This is a genomic window from Nonomuraea cavernae, assembly GCF_040655715.1.
Classification (GTDB): Bacteria; Actinomycetota; Actinomycetes; order Streptosporangiales; family Streptosporangiaceae; genus Nonomuraea; species Nonomuraea cavernae_A.
Genome location: NZ_JBFAKL010000006.1, coordinates 105889 through 119976, shown reverse-complemented (window position 1 = coordinate 119976; position 14088 = coordinate 105889). Strand labels below are relative to the sequence as shown.

General features: G+C 70.6%; 12 protein-coding genes. 9 read left to right on the top strand and 3 right to left on the bottom strand.

Features of this window, described 5'->3' with window-relative positions; all coding sequences use genetic code 11:
* Positions 1-179 precede the first annotated feature (179 nt).
* Positions 180-1412 (top strand): M20 family metallopeptidase, encoded by a 1233-nt coding sequence (locus AB0I38_RS10895; RefSeq protein WP_358465486.1) that lies wholly within the window; start codon positions 180-182, stop codon positions 1410-1412.
* A gap of 86 nt (positions 1413-1498) precedes the next feature.
* On the opposite strand, the gene AB0I38_RS10890 is transcribed toward AB0I38_RS10895, so the two are convergent.
* Entirely contained in the window at positions 1499-3382 is a 1884-nt protein-coding gene (locus AB0I38_RS10890; RefSeq protein ID WP_358465483.1) for a Xaa-Pro dipeptidyl-peptidase, read from the bottom strand.
* A 286-nt stretch (positions 3383-3668) separates the two neighbouring features.
* On the opposite strand from AB0I38_RS10890, the gene AB0I38_RS10885 reads away from it, so the two are divergent.
* The 6 genes from AB0I38_RS10885 to AB0I38_RS10860 all read left to right on the top strand — a co-directional run bounded on the left by AB0I38_RS10885 (position 3669) and on the right by AB0I38_RS10860 (position 10529).
* Complete coding sequence (locus AB0I38_RS10885) at positions 3669-4739, top strand: BMP family lipoprotein (protein WP_358465480.1); 1071 nt, start codon at positions 3669-3671, stop codon at positions 4737-4739.
* A gap of 82 nt (positions 4740-4821) precedes the next feature.
* The gene (locus tag AB0I38_RS10880) at positions 4822-6429 is read left to right on the top strand and encodes an ABC transporter ATP-binding protein (RefSeq protein ID WP_358465477.1); all 1608 of its coding nucleotides are present in this window, start codon (positions 4822-4824) and stop codon (positions 6427-6429) included.
* A complete protein-coding gene (locus AB0I38_RS10875; protein WP_358465474.1) occupies positions 6429-7568 on the top strand; it encodes an ABC transporter permease in 1140 nt (379 codons plus the stop codon). The genes AB0I38_RS10880 and AB0I38_RS10875 overlap by 1 nt, the downstream gene beginning before the upstream one ends.
* The gene (locus AB0I38_RS10870; RefSeq protein ID WP_358465471.1) at positions 7565-8860 is read left to right on the top strand and encodes an ABC transporter permease; all 1296 of its coding nucleotides are present in this window, start codon (positions 7565-7567) and stop codon (positions 8858-8860) included. The genes AB0I38_RS10875 and AB0I38_RS10870 overlap by 4 nt, the downstream gene beginning before the upstream one ends.
* Complete coding sequence (locus AB0I38_RS10865; protein ID WP_358465468.1) at positions 8860-9255, top strand: cytidine deaminase; 396 nt, start codon at positions 8860-8862, stop codon at positions 9253-9255. Before AB0I38_RS10870 ends, AB0I38_RS10865 begins: the two co-directional genes overlap by 1 nt.
* Positions 9255-10529 (top strand): thymidine phosphorylase, encoded by a 1275-nt coding sequence (locus tag AB0I38_RS10860; RefSeq protein ID WP_358465465.1) that lies wholly within the window; start codon positions 9255-9257, stop codon positions 10527-10529. The genes AB0I38_RS10865 and AB0I38_RS10860 overlap by 1 nt, the downstream gene beginning before the upstream one ends.
* An 8-nt stretch (positions 10530-10537) precedes the next feature.
* Here the strand turns inward: AB0I38_RS10860 and AB0I38_RS10855 are convergent, their stop codons facing one another.
* Positions 10538-10924: a MarR family winged helix-turn-helix transcriptional regulator gene (locus AB0I38_RS10855; protein WP_358465462.1), complete on the bottom strand. Its 387-nt coding sequence runs from the start codon at positions 10922-10924 to the stop codon at positions 10538-10540.
* Positions 10925-10989: 65 nt separating this feature from the next.
* Positions 10990-12825, bottom strand: coding sequence for a hypothetical protein (locus tag AB0I38_RS10850; RefSeq protein WP_358465459.1), 1836 nt, complete (start codon positions 12823-12825; stop codon positions 10990-10992).
* A gap of 173 nt (positions 12826-12998) precedes the next feature.
* Here AB0I38_RS10850 and AB0I38_RS10845 point away from each other — a divergent pair, with 173 nt between their 5' ends.
* Positions 12999-13664, top strand: a complete 666-nt coding sequence (locus tag AB0I38_RS10845) for an AMIN-like domain-containing (lipo)protein (protein WP_358465456.1) — start codon at positions 12999-13001, stop codon at positions 13662-13664.
* 4 nt (positions 13665-13668) lie between these two features.
* Positions 13669-14016: a cupin domain-containing protein gene (locus AB0I38_RS10840; RefSeq protein ID WP_358465453.1), complete on the top strand. Its 348-nt coding sequence runs from the start codon at positions 13669-13671 to the stop codon at positions 14014-14016.
* The last annotated feature ends 72 nt before the right edge of the window (positions 14017-14088 follow it).

Genomic DNA, 14088 nt, shown 5'->3' with positions numbered 1-14088 from the left:
CGTGTTGACGATCCCTGACACCGGATCCCAGGGATGAGGGTTCGATTTCGCCGGCTGCTGCCCTGATCGGACAGCTGCCACAAGTGAGACCACCGACGGACAAAAAACGATATTTGATGCTATGAGCCGCGTGACGGTGGGTAGAGGCCGTCGCACGGCATGTGACGGGACGGTGACTGATGCAGGGGCGTGAGCTGCGGGGGGAACTCGACGCGTTCCTGGCGGAGCACGAGCGGGAGCTGGTGGCGTTCCGGCGCGACCTGCACATGCATCCTGAGCTGGCCTTCGCCGAATATCGCACGACGCAGCGGATCGCCGAGCGGCTGACCGCCGCCGGTCTGGTGCCGTCCGTGCTGCCGAGAGGCAGCGGAGTGATCTGCGACGTGGGCAGCGGAGACGGCCCCACCATCGCGCTCCGCGCCGACATCGACGCGCTGGCCCTCGCGGACGAGAAGGACGTGCCCTACAGCTCGACCGCCCCTGGCGCCTGCCACGCGTGCGGGCACGACGTGCACACCGCCATCCTGCTCGGCACCTCGATCTTCCTCGCCCAGCAGGCCGCGGCCGGCCTGCTGCCCGGCCGGGTCCGGCTCATCTTCCAGCCCGCCGAGGAGCTGCCCGGCGGCGCGCTCGAGGTCATGGCCCACGGCGGCATCAGCGGCGTCGACCGCATCTTCGGCCTGCACTGCGACCCGCGCGTCGACGTCGGCCAGATCGGGCTCAAGGCCGGCCCCATCACCTCGGCCTGCGACAAGCTGGTCATCAGGGTGTCGGGCCCCGGCGGCCACACCGCGCGGCCGCACCTGACGGCCGACCTCGTCTTCGCCCTCGCCAAGATCCTCACCGAGCTGCCCGCCGCCCTGTCGCGCCGTGTCGACCCGCGCAGCTCGCTCAGCTTGGTCTGGGGCAAGGTCGTGGCCGGTTCGGCGGCCAACGCGATCCCTGACGACGGCGTCGCCGAGGGCACGGTCCGCTGCCTCGACGAGAACGCCTGGCACGCCGCGCCCGACCTCATCAAGGCCCTCCTCGACTCCGTCGCCGGCGCCTACGGCGTCGAGGCCACGATGGAATACACCCGGGGCGTGCCGCCGGTGGTCAACGACGAGATGAGCATCGAGATGCTGGCCGAGGCGGCTCAGCGCGCGCTGGGCACCGGGTCGGTCGTCGCCACCCAGCAGTCGCTGGGCGGCGAGGACTTCGCCTGGTACCTCGAGTCGATCCCCGGCGCCTTCGCCCGGCTCGGCACCCGGTCGCCGGGCGGGCTCACGTACGACATCCACCAGGGCACCTTCGACGTGGACGAGGAGGCGATCGGCATGGGCGTCCGCCTCATGGCCGCCACCGCGCTCACCGCCCTGTGGGAGTCGCGGCCGGTCACGGTCACCGAAGAGTCGATCACCACTCCGGCCTGACGCCACCACCACTCCGGCCTGGCGCCACCACCACTCCGGCCTGAGCGCCGCCCCGGCCCGGTCTCCGGGCCAGGGCGGCTCGCCGGTCAGGTCAGCTTGCCGATCGCCACGGGCAGGGTGAGCGACGAGCGCGACGGTGAGACGGTGATCCTGGTCCCCTCCGGGTAGCGCAGCGTGTAGTCGCGGTCCGTGGAGATGATCACGAGGCCCAGCTTGTGCCCCTTCTTGAACACGTAGTCCGTCGGCTGCAGGTCCCAGTCGAAGGAATACTCGCGGCCGGGCCGTACTGGCTCGGTCCGGTCCGCGCGGTTCCGGTTGCGGACGTCCAGCCAGCCCCTCGTGACGATCTTGTACGGGGTCGTGGCGGTGCCCAGCCGGCGCAGCGCGGTGCAGCCCGTGTCACCCGGCACGCCCTCGCCGTAGCAGAGCGTCTCGCCGGTGGGGACGAGCGTGCCGTTCGCGCGGACGTCCGTGCCGTAGTCGACGAGCAGCGCCGTCAGGTACGGCGACGAGCCGTCCGCCAGGGAGGCCCGGACCGACACCGTCGGAGTGCCCGAGATCCGGACGTTCGCCGGCAGCTCGGGCGTGACGTAGGCCAGGCGGTTGGGGTCGGCGGCGGGGAACGACTGCACCAGATCCTCTGCCGTGCGCGCCTTCTGGTCGGTGAAGGTCTCCTTGGCGCTGTGCGGCTGGGGGATCAGGCCGAGCTTCGCGCCCGCCCCCGGACGCAGGCGGACCGGGGTGGCGCCGGGCACCGGCCAGGAACGGTACCGGCCCCACTCGCCGGGGCCCGTCTCGACGTCGGCCTGCGGCTCACGCATGATGCCGCTGTCGATCCCGTACAACCAGTGGTCGAACCAGCCGTGCAGCTGGCGCAGCCACTCGACGGTGCGGAGGCTGAAGGGGTTCATGTGGGTGCCCTGGTGCAGCCAGATCTTGCGCGGGACGTTCCGCTGGGAGATGGCGTACCACCACTGCGCGAACTGCTTGGTCTTGACGTTCCAGTCGTTGAGCCCGTGCACCAGGAAGACGCTGGCCTTCACCTTGCGCACGTCGTTGAGGTAGTTGCGGGAGTCCCAGAACGGGCTGTAGTCGCCGGTGATCCGGTCCTGGGCCGTTGTGAGGTGGTCGACGACCGGCCCGCACACCTGCTGGCCGTCGGCCCGGGTGAGCACGTACTTGGCCAGTACGTCGGCGTCCTCGCCCTGGAAGCCGCCCGGCGCGAGCACGCCGCCGTTGGCCCGGTAGTAGTCGTACCAGGAGGAGATCGCGGCGATCGGGACGATCGTCTCCAGGCCCTTGACCCCGGTCGCGGCGACCGCGTTGGGCAGGGTGCCGTTGTAGGAGACGCCGATCATCCCGACCTTGCCGGTCGACCAGGTGGCGGAGACCGGCTCGCCTTCGGGGGTGAAGCCCTTGGCGCGGCCGTTCAGCCAGTCGATGGCGGCCTTGGGGCCGGCGGTCTCGTTGCGGTCACCGGTGGTGGGGCAGCCGGTGGCGCGGCCGCTGCCGAGGTTCTCCACCAGTGCGATCGCGTAGCCGCGCGGCACGAAGTAGTTGTCGTAGTAGCCGGCGAAGGGCTCGGCGGCGAGCTTGTTCGTGGGAGCCGAGCGCAGGTCGGGCAGGGGGTTGCCGTTCGCGTCGACGTCCACCGGGTGGTTGGCGACGTCGTTGCCGCCGGAGTAGTAGGGGCTGGCCTCCATGATCACGGGGACCTTGAGGCCCTGGTCGGTCTCCTTGGGGCGCAGGATGTCGACGGCGACCCGGTCGGGCTTCCCGTCGCTGTCGCTGTCGGTCCCCTCCACCTCGACGTAGACGGTCTGCTTGATCGCGTCGGCCCGGGAGAAGACCGGCTGGGTGGCGTTGTCCGCGACGCTGATCGACGGCGCGGCCGCTGTGGCGGGTGTCGTGGTCATGGCCAGTGCGAGGACCGCTGCCAGCGGCACCGCCACCACCTTACGAGGATGCATGTGAACTCCAGAGGAAATTCCACCTTTGCTCGGAATCTCTGCCATGATCGACCGGACGGCAAGGGCCCCTTCGAGGTCAAAGTTCGGCAAAGCTTCCGCATGTGTCGCGTGTCACGCGTACATGGATTCAGGTCACGGACGCGAGTGATGTCGATAACGGAGCGGTTTCGACCCTGTGTGCCGGTTTGGTCTGCCCTGGTCAAGCAACTATCTTCCGTGCAGGGTTGCCGTACATTTCTTCGCGCCCGCGATGAAGTTTGGCGGCGGGGAGACGGAAGGAGTCGCCTTGCTCAGCAAGCGATTCGGCAGGATGGCCGTTGGCGCGATGGCCGGCACCATGCTCATGGCGGCCGCGGCCTGCGGCGGCAACACAGGGGCGGAATCCACGACCAGTGCTCAGCCGAGCGGAGACGCCTCCAGCGAGGCACCGAAGGGGGCGCTCAAGGTCGGCCTGGCCTTCGACATCGGCGGGCGCGGCGACAAGTCCTTCAACGACTCCGCCTACGCCGGTCTGGAGCAGGCGAAGACGGAGCTGGGCGCGGAGATCAAGGAGCTGAGCCCGGCGTCCGACGGTTCCAACCGCGGTGAGCTGCTCCGTCAGCTGGCCGACGCGGGCTACAACCCGATCATCGGCGTCGGCTTCGCCTACGGCGACGACATCAAGAAGACGGCCGAGGAATACCCGGAGATCCAGTTCGCGGTCGTCGACTCGGCCTCCAACGCCGCCAACGTGACCGGCCTGCTGTTCGCCGAGGAGCAGGGCTCCTACCTGGCGGGCGTCGCCGCTGCGACCAAGGCCGAGAGCGGCCACGTCGGCTTCGTCGGTGGCGTCGAGAACGATCTGATCAAGAAGTTCGAGGCGGGCTTCGTGGCCGGCGTCAAGTCGGTCAAGAGCGACGCCAAGATCGACGTGAAGTACCTCAGCCCTGACGGCGACTTCACCGGCTTCAAGGCCCCCGACAAGGGCAAGGTCGTGGCCGAGAAGATGTACCAGGACGGCGCGGAGGTCGTCTACCACGCCTCCGGTGACTCCGGCCTCGGCGTGTTCCAGGCGGCGGCAGCGGCCAAGAAGAAGGCCATCGGCGTCGACTCCGACCAGCGCCAGACCATCAAGGAGACCGACCTGCAGTCGGTCATCCTGACCTCGATGCTCAAGCGCGTGGACGTCGGCGTGTTCGAGTACGTCAAGGCCTTCCAGGGCGGCGCCAAGGGCGGCAGCAACGTCATCTACGACCTCAAGGTCGACGGCGTGGGCCTGGCCACCACCGGTGGCGAGATCGACGACATCAAGGACAAGCTCGACGCGGCGAAGAAGGACATCGTCGACGGCAAGATCACGGTTCCGGCCAAGCCGTAACCAAGGCAGGACTTTCGACGGAAGGCCCGGAGACCACGCTTCCGGGCCTTCCGGCTTATCCCGCCGGTCTAGGAGAGACCCCATGAGCTCGGACCCCCTCGCCGCGGCGCGACCCGCCGTGGAGCTGGCGGGCATCACCAAACGCTTCCCCGGCGTCGTCGCCAACCACGACGTCTGCCTCACCGTCGAACCCGGCACGGTGCACGCGATCGTCGGCGAGAACGGCGCGGGCAAGTCCACCCTGATGAAGATCCTCTACGGCATGCAGCAGCCGGACGAGGGCACCATCAAGGTCAACGGCCAGGAAGTCACCTTCCGTACGCCGAGTGACGCCATCGCGGCCGGGATCGGCATGGTCCACCAGCACTTCATGCTGGCCGACAACTTCACCGTGCTGGAGAACATCGTCCTCGGCGCCGAGCCGGGGCAGTTCGGCATCCTCGACACGCGCCAGGCGCGTGAGCGCATCAAGGCGCTGGCCGCCGGCCACGGCCTGCAGGTCGGCCCCGACCGGCTGGTCGAGGACCTCGGCGTCGGCGACCGGCAGCGCGTGGAGATCCTCAAGGTCCTCTACCGCGGCGCCCGCATCCTGATCCTCGACGAGCCGACCGCGGTGCTCGTGCCGCAGGAGGTCGACGAGCTCTTCGAGACCCTCCGGGAGCTCAAGGCCGGTGGCCTCACCGTCATCTTCATCTCGCACAAGCTCGACGAGGTGCTGAACATCGCCGACGCGATCACCGTGATCCGGCGCGGCACCACCGTCGCCAGCGTCGATCCGCGCGAGGTCACCGCCCGGCAGCTGGCCGAGCTCATGGTCGGCAGTGAGCTGCCCACGCCGGAGACCCGCGAGTCGACGGTGACCGACACCGTGATGCTCAAGGTGTCCGGCCTGACCATGGAGGCCGACGGCCACCGGCCGATCCCGAAGGGCGCCTCGGTCTCCGCCTATGCCGACCGGCTCCGCGCCGAGGGCAGGCGGCTGCTGCTGGACGACGTGTCATTCGAGATCCACCAGGGCGAGATCCTCGGCATCGCCGGGGTCGAGGGCAACGGCCAGTCCGAGCTGATCGAGGCGATCATGGGGATGCGCCCCGCTCACGGCGACCTCGCGCTCGGTGGTGAGGACATCGCGTCCTGGTCGACGCTGAAGCGCCGCGAGTCGGGCATCGGCTACATCCCGGAGGACCGCCACCGCCAGGGACTGCTGCTGGAGGCGTCGCTCTGGGAGAACCGCGTGCTCGGCCACCAGACCAGACCACCCGCGCGCAGCGGCATCTGGATCAACCGGCGCGCCTCCAAGGCCGACACCGAGCGCATCGTCAAGGACTACGACGTGCGCACACCGAGTGTCGACACCCTGGCCCTGGCCCTGTCGGGCGGCAACCAGCAGAAGCTGATCGTCGGCCGCGAGATGAGCAGCGAGCCGACGTTCCTCATCGCAGCCCACCCCACCCGGGGCGTCGACGTGGGCGCGCAGGCCGCCATCTGGGACCACCTGCGCAACGCCCGGGCCGCCGGCCTGGCCGTGCTGCTGATCTCGGCGGACCTCGACGAGCTGATCGGCCTGTCCGACACCCTGCACGTGATCTACAAGGGGCGGCTCGTCGCCCGGCTCGACCCTTCCGATGTCACGCCCGAGCGGCTTGGCGGCTACATGACCGGTGCCATCACCGGCACTGAGGAGACGTGATGCCCGCAGGGCTCTTCCGGGCGCTGCTGACCGTCGCAGGCGCCGTCGCCGCCATCGTGGTGGCCATCGCCATCTCCAGCGTGGCGATCCTGGCGGCGGGCGCCAGCCCGATGCAAGCGTTCGCCGCGTTCTTCGACTTCGGCGAGACCGAGCGCTCGGTGGTCAACGGCATCGCGACCATGCTCAATCGGTCGGTGCCGCTGTTCATCGCCGGCCTGGCGGTGGCCATCGGGTTCCGGATGAACCTCTTCAACATCGGCGTCGAGGGACAGTACAAGATCGCGGCCGTCTGCGCCGCCTACGTCGGCTCGCTGTTCGTGGCGCCCGCCCCGATCCAGATCCTGGTGATCATCGTGGTGGCCGCGGCCGTGGGCGGCCTGTACGCGCTCATCCCAGCCGTGATGAAGGTGACGCGGGGGGTGAACGAGGTCATCTCCACGATCATGCTCAACTACATCGCGATCCAGCTGGCCGCCTTCCTCGTCCGCGGCCCCTTCACCGGCCAGCGGACCGAGGGTCAGCTCACCACCAACACGCCGCTGCTGCCCGAGTCGGCCTGGTTCCCCAACCTCAACGTGCTCTTCGAGATGTTCGGGCTGCCCGCGCCCCGTGGTGGCGGGCTGTGGGGGTTCCTGGTCGTGGCGATCCTGCTGGGCGTGGGGCTCTGGGTGCTCCTGGAGCGCACCAGGTTCGGCTTCGACGTCAAGGCCAGCGGCCTCAACCCGTCGGCCGCGCTGGCCTCGGGCGTCAACCCGAAGAAGATGGTCATCTCGGCGATGGTGCTGTCCGGCGCGATCGCGGGGCTGATCGGGCTGCCCGAGATCCTCGGCGACAAGCACACCTTCGGCTCCAACTTCACCCCCGGCCTGGGCTTCCTCGGCATCGCGGTCGCGCTGCTGGGCCGCAACAAGCCCGCCGGCATCGCGGTCGCCGCCCTGCTCTTCGGCTTCCTCGACCGCGCGCAGGGGCCGCTGCAGTTCGCCAGCGTGCCCCCCTCGGTCATCATGATCATGCAAGGCGCGATCGTCCTCCTGGTGGTCATCGCCAACGAGATCACCAGCAGGATCGCGATGCGGCGCGAGGAACGGCGGGCCGCGCAGCAGCTCGGCAGGAACACTCCCGTTGAGGTGGCAGCATGACGACCGTCGCATCGACCAAGGTGCGCAAGTACCACCTGGCGCTCATCGGCGTCGCCCTGCTGATCCTGCTGATGTCGCTGGTGCGGATCATGTCCGGAGCCAACGACATCACCTCCTCCGGCACCTTCGCCGCCGCGCTGATGCTGGCCGTGCCGATCGGCCTGGCCGGTCTCGGCGGCCTGTGGGCCGAACGGGCCGGCGTGGTCAACATCGGCCTCGAAGGCATGATGGTGCTCGGCACCTGGTTCGCCGGATGGGCCGGCTACCAGTGGGGAGCCATGGCCGCGCTGCTGGCCGGGTTGATCGCGGGCGCGCTGGGCGGGCTGATCCACGCCATCGCGACCGTGACGTTCGGCGTCGACCACATCATCAGCGGCGTAGCGATCAACCTGCTCGGCCCCGGCGTCACCCGCTTCCTGTCGGAGGTGCTCTACAAGGAGGGCACCGGCGCCGGTGAGGCGGGCGCCGGCATCACCACCTCGCCCGCGCTGAAGTCGGAGGCGCCGGAGATCAGCCTGCCGCTGTTGTCCTCGGGTCCGGACTGGCTCGGCAGCCTGGAACGAACACACTGGTTCCTGCTCTCCGACGTCGCGGGCATCCTGCGCGGCCTCACGCACGGCGTGGACGTGCTGGTCATCCTGGCCGTGCTGCTGCTCCCGCTGACGTTCTTCGTGCTCTGGCACACGGCCTTCGGGCTGCGGCTCCGCTCGGCGGGCGAGAACCCGTGGGCGGCCGAGTCGCTGGGCGTGAACGTCCCCCTGATCAAGTACGTCGCGGTCGTCATCTCCGGCGCCTTCGCCGGGCTCGGCGGCGTGTTCCTGGTCTTCGTCTCCACGAAGTACGTCGAGGGCCAGACGGGGGGACGCGGGTTCATCGGCCTGGCCGCCATGATCTTCGGCAACTGGCGCCCCGGTGGGCTGGCGGCGGGCGCGGCGCTGTTCGGTTACGCCGACGGTCTGCAACTGCGCAGCTCGGGCGCCGTCACCTCGTTCCTGCTGTTCGGGGCGGCGCTGCTGGTGATCTACATCGGCATCAAACTGCGCGGGATGCTGGCGTCCGGCCAGCCCGCCGAGGCCGTGACCAGGGGCGCGAGGGAATACACTCTCATGGCCGCGGCCGCCGCCGGCTCGATCGTGCTGATCTGGCTCTGGCTGACCGTCGACAAGCTGCCGGACGAATTCGTCAACGTCACGCCACACGTGCTCACGCTGCTCGTCCTGCTGGTGGCTTCGCAGCGACTGCGAATGCCCAAGGCCGACGGCGTGCGCTATCGCAGGGGGGAACAACACTGATGAGCATCGACTGGGACGCCCTGCGGGCGGCGGCCGCCGAGGCCATGCACCACGCCTACGCCCCCTACTCCAAGTTCCCCGTCGGCGCCGCCGCCCTGGTGGACGACGGCCGGATCGTCACCGGTTGCAACGTCGAGAACGCCTCCTACGGGCTGGGCCTGTGCGCCGAGTGCGGCCTCGTCTCCGCGCTCCAGGCGTCGGGCGGCGGCCGGCTGGTGGCCTTCACCTGCGTCGACGGCCACGGCGAGCTGCTGATGCCGTGCGGGCGCTGCCGCCAGCTGCTCTTCGAGTTCGGCGGTGACGACCTGCTGGTGGAGACCATCGACGGGCCCAGGCGGATGACCGAGATCCTGCCCTACGCGTTCGGCCCCGACGACCTGTCCAAGACCACCTGATGGACGTCATCGAGGTCATCGTCGCCAAGCGCGACGGTCACGAGCTGACGGCCGCCCAGATCGACTGGGTGATCGACGCCTACACGCGCGGCGAGGTCGCCGACGAGCAGATGTCCGCCCTGGCCATGGCCATCCTGCTCAACGGCATGAACCGGAGCGAGATCGCCGGCTGGACCCAGGCGATGATCCGCTCGGGCGAGCGCATGGACTGGTCGGCGCTCGACCGGCCGACGGCCGACAAGCACTCCACGGGCGGCGTCGGTGACAAGATCACCCTGCCGCTCGCGCCGCTGGTGGCCGCCTGTGGCGCGTACGTGCCGCAGCTGTCGGGTCGCGGCCTCGGCCACACCGGGGGCACGCTCGACAAGCTGGAGTCGATCCCCGGCTGGCGGGCCTCGCTGTCCAACGACGAGATGCTGGCGGTGCTCCGCTCGGCCGGTGCGGTCGTCTGCGCGGCCGGCTCGGGGCTCGCGCCCGCCGACAAGAAGCTGTACGCGCTGCGCGACGTGACCGGCACGGTCGAGTCGATCCCGCTGATCGCCTCGTCCATCATGTCGAAGAAGATCGCTGAGGGCACCGGCTCGCTGGTGCTCGACGTCAAGGTCGGCTCCGGGGCGTTCATGAAGACCGTGGAGCGGGCCCGCGAGCTGGCCGAGACCATGGTCGCGCTCGGCACCGACGCGGGCGTGCGCACGGTCGCGCTGCTCACCGCGATGGACCGGCCGCTCGGCCGGGCCGTGGGCAACGCGCTGGAGGTCGAGGAGTCGGTCGAGGTCCTCGCCGGCGGCGGCCCGTCCGACGTGGTCGACCTGACCGTACGGCTGGCGCGGGAGATGCTGGAGGCGGCAGGGATCTCCGGCAAGGACCCCGCCGACGCCCTCCGGGACGGCTCGGCCATGGACAGCTGGCGCCGCATGATCAGCGCCCAGGGCGGCGACCCCGACGCGGTCCTGCCCCGGGCGGCCGAGACCATGACGGTCGAGGCGCCAACGTCCGGAGTGCTCGGGCGGCTCGACGCCTACGCCGTGGGCCTGGCGGCCTGGCGGCTGGGGGCGGGCCGCGCCCGCAAGGAGGACCCGGTCTCGTTCGGCGCGGGCATCACGTTGCACGCCAAGCCGGGTGATCTGGTGCGCGAGGGGCAGCCGCTGATGACGCTGCACGCCGACGAGACGGCCAGGTTCGAGCGCGCGCTCGCCGCGCTGGAGGGTGGCTACGAGGTCGGCCCGGCCGGCCAGGAGCTGCTGCCCCTGGTCATCGACCGCATCACCGCTTAGGCGGTCGGTCAGCGGGCGAGTGCGGTGCTGTCGTCGAACACCTCGGCCAGCACGGCGCGCTGCGTCGGCAGCGCCTCGTGGTAGCGGGCGCGGCCGTCGTCGGTGATGCAGACGAAGACGCCGCGCCGGTCGGAGTCGCAGGCGCCACGGGAGACGAGCCCGGCCTTCTCGAGCCGGGCCACCACGCGGGACAGGGCGCTCTGGCTCAGGTGGACCTCGTCACAGAGCTCCTGCAGTCGCAGCTGCCGGTCGTGACGGACGATGCGGTCGAGCACCTCGAACTCGCTGGGGCCGAGCCCGTGCCGGTCGCCCAGCTCGCGTTCGAGCGCGCACATCGCCCTGGCGTGGGTGGAGAGGACGTACTGCCAGGTCCTGACCACAACCTCCTCGTCCATGGCCGGAGGTTACCACTATCCGAAAACTCATGCAATGGCATTAAATGCAGTTGCATTGAACGGGGCTACTCGGTCATCTGACCGAGGGGGGAGGCGTAGTCCAGGTCCTCCGTGACCTCCTCGGCGTACGGCTCCGCCTGGCCGGTGCGGATGTTCACCGCTGACAGGACGATGTACTCGTCGTCCCACAGGCGCATGAGCACCTCGTCCCGGTTGAGCCAGCGTTCGACCGCGACGACCTCGTAGGCGTCCAGTGCCGGACGCGGCCCGGTGACCAGCCCGGTGCGTGTGTCCATCAGGGCCAGCCGCTCGTCCCCGGTGACCACGGCCAGTGTGCGGCCGTCGGGGGAGAGCGCGGCGCCGTACCCGATGAGGTCGGGATCGATCCGGTACGTCCGACCGCCCCGGCCGGACGGGTCCTCCATGCCGAGCGTGGTGATGGACGCGTGGCCGGGGACGTTCGTGACGTCCTTGGTGCCGACGACCACCCGCAGCCCGTCGTCGCCCACGGCCAGCACTCTGCCGCCGCGCACCGGGCTGGTCGTCCCGGTGTCGAAGTCGAGCACCGCTCCCTTCGCCCCGTCGAAGCCGATGGCGAAGTAGCGGCCGTTGGGTGAGGACACGATGTAGGTCGTCTCCGATCGCGGAGCCAGGTCCACCGTCCTCGTGGTGCCGGTGGACAGGTCCTCGACCGCGTAACCGCCCGCGGTGGTCCGGTAGGCCACGCGGTGCCCGTCCTGGCTCAGCGCCAGCGGGCCCGTGCCCTCAGTGCCCCTCCCCATCCCGGCTCGCGCGGCATCCATCCGCCACTCGTGGCTCGACTCGGTCACCAGCCGCCACTGTGAGCACGGGGCCGGATCGGTGGTGGCGGCGTCGGAGCTCTGGCAATAGCCGACATAGGCGAACCGGACGGCCTCCTCCAGCCGCTCCGGGACCGGGTCCGGGACCGGCAGTGGCGTCTCCGACTCGAACGAGTCCTCCTCCGGAGTCGCGAACGCCGCCGAGTCCGTGGTGTCCGCGGCGTTCTTCGCGTTCTCGGCGATCAGTGTGAGGCCGACGTACACGACGGCCACGAACGACGCGATCACTCCCGCCGACACCGTGCCCACCACCGCGCGGCGGACCCGTCTGCCGCGCTTGATCCCCCGGAGCACCTCGCCGGTGAGAACGGCGAGGGCGGCGGGGTCCCGCATCGTCGCCGTGGCCTCCGCCGACATCCGCGCGAGGGCCCTGTGCAGGGCCGGCTCGGACGGTAACCCCGCCGGAGCCGCCTCCATCGGCGACGGAACAGCCTCGGCGGCGCTCGGTGTGCTCCATCCGGGTGCCTCGTCCGCGCCTCCCTCGGCGCCGGGCGCGGCCCACACCTCCTCGGCCCCCGCCTCGGGCCCGTCCCGTTCCGGCCGGTGGGCGGTCTCCGGGGCGGCGAGTTCCGGCCGCGCGGCCATCTCGGGCCCGTCCGGTTCCGAGCGGTGGTCGACCTCGGGCCCGTCCGGCTCCGGCCGCGGGGCCGTCTCGGGGGCGGCCGGTCGGGCGGAGTCGTCGGCGGGGTCCGGCGTGAAGAGGTGGGGCCAGGCGGTGCGGAGGCGGTGCAGGGAGCGAGTGATCTCCTCGTGCCGGAAGGGGCCGGGCCCGCAGAGTTCGGCGGCGCGGTGCGGATGGAGGCTGTCGTGGAAGAGGGCGACCACGGCGGCGCGGTTTCCGGGGTCCAGCACTTCGAGCGGGAAGCCGGCGGGCGACCAGGCGGGGACGGCCAGAGCCCGCCGGTACAGTTCCCGGAGCGCGGCGTCGACGGGGCGCCGCGTTCGCGACGACCAGCGGCGGCCGACCGCGACCAGCGCTTCGACGGTCAGGCCACGGGCCCGGTGCGCATCACCGGTGATCAGGTACGCGGTGCGGAGCAACCCCGGGGCGTACTCACCGATAAATGACGATAAATCATCTGAATAACTCACGAATATGACTCCTGGCGGGAATGATCACAGTAGTGGGAGCTCCTAATGGAGGGAAGCCCGCAGCCCGATGCCATCCACCGCCACGCCGCTTCACCCGATCACCCACCGGGCATCAACCGGGCATGAGCCCGACACCCGCACCCAGGCCCGGTACGGCGTGGCACCCTCGCGTCATCGCGGGCGCCGCCGTGCTGATCTGCGGTCTGACCCAGGCCGCCTGTGGCACCGCCACGCCGAGCAGCAGCGCCCAGACCACCAGCGCCCAGGAGAGCGGCGCCCAGAACACCGAGGAGACGGGCTCGGCGCGGCCCGGCACCCCCACGCCGCGGCCACCCGGCGAGACGACCGCGCAGGTCCCGGCGCCCACCAGCACCGCCGCGGTGGACGTCCCGCACGAGGGGCGCGAGCAGGCCCTGGTGACGGGGGTCCGCTACGGCCGTCACGACACGTTCGACCGCGTGGTGATCGACTTCAGGGGTGAGCTGCCCGGCTACACGGCGCGCTGGGTGAACAAGGTGCAGCAGGAGGGCTCGGGCGATCCCGTCGACCTCGGCGGCCGCGCCTGCCTCCACCTCCTGCTGACCCACGCCGACGCCCACACCGAGGACGGCACCCCCACCTGGACGGGCGGCCCGGTGCCCGCCTCGCTCACCACCGTGAAGGACGTGGTCAAGACCGGCGACTTCGAGGGCCGGGTCGGCATCGCCCTGCTCGCCACCGAGCGCAGGCCGTTCCGGATTCGCGAGTACACCGGCCCCGACCGCCTGGTCATCGACGTGGCACACTGACCGGGTGAGAAAGATCGAGGGGCCCACCCGGATTCCGGTGCCCGGCGGCAAGGTCATCGACGAGCACGTCGGCCGCGTCAACAGCGGCGACGAGGCGGTCTCCATCGCCCACATGGTCGCTCCGCCCGGCTGGGAGGAGCCGGCCCAGACGCCGTCGTTCACCGAATACACCGTCGTCCTGCGCGGCACCGTCATCGTCGAGCACGACGGGGGCACCATCGAGGTCGGCGCGGGCCAGAGCCTGGTCACCGAGCCGGGCGAGAAGGTCCGCTACAGCTCCGGCCCCGAAGGCGCCGAATACATCGCCGTCTGCCTCCCGGCCTTCACCCCCGAAGCCGCCCACCGCGTCTGACCCGGCTCTGACCCGCCCCGACCAGCCGTGGAGCGTGCGGGAGAGCCGGGGCGCCGCCGGGCTCGTATCATG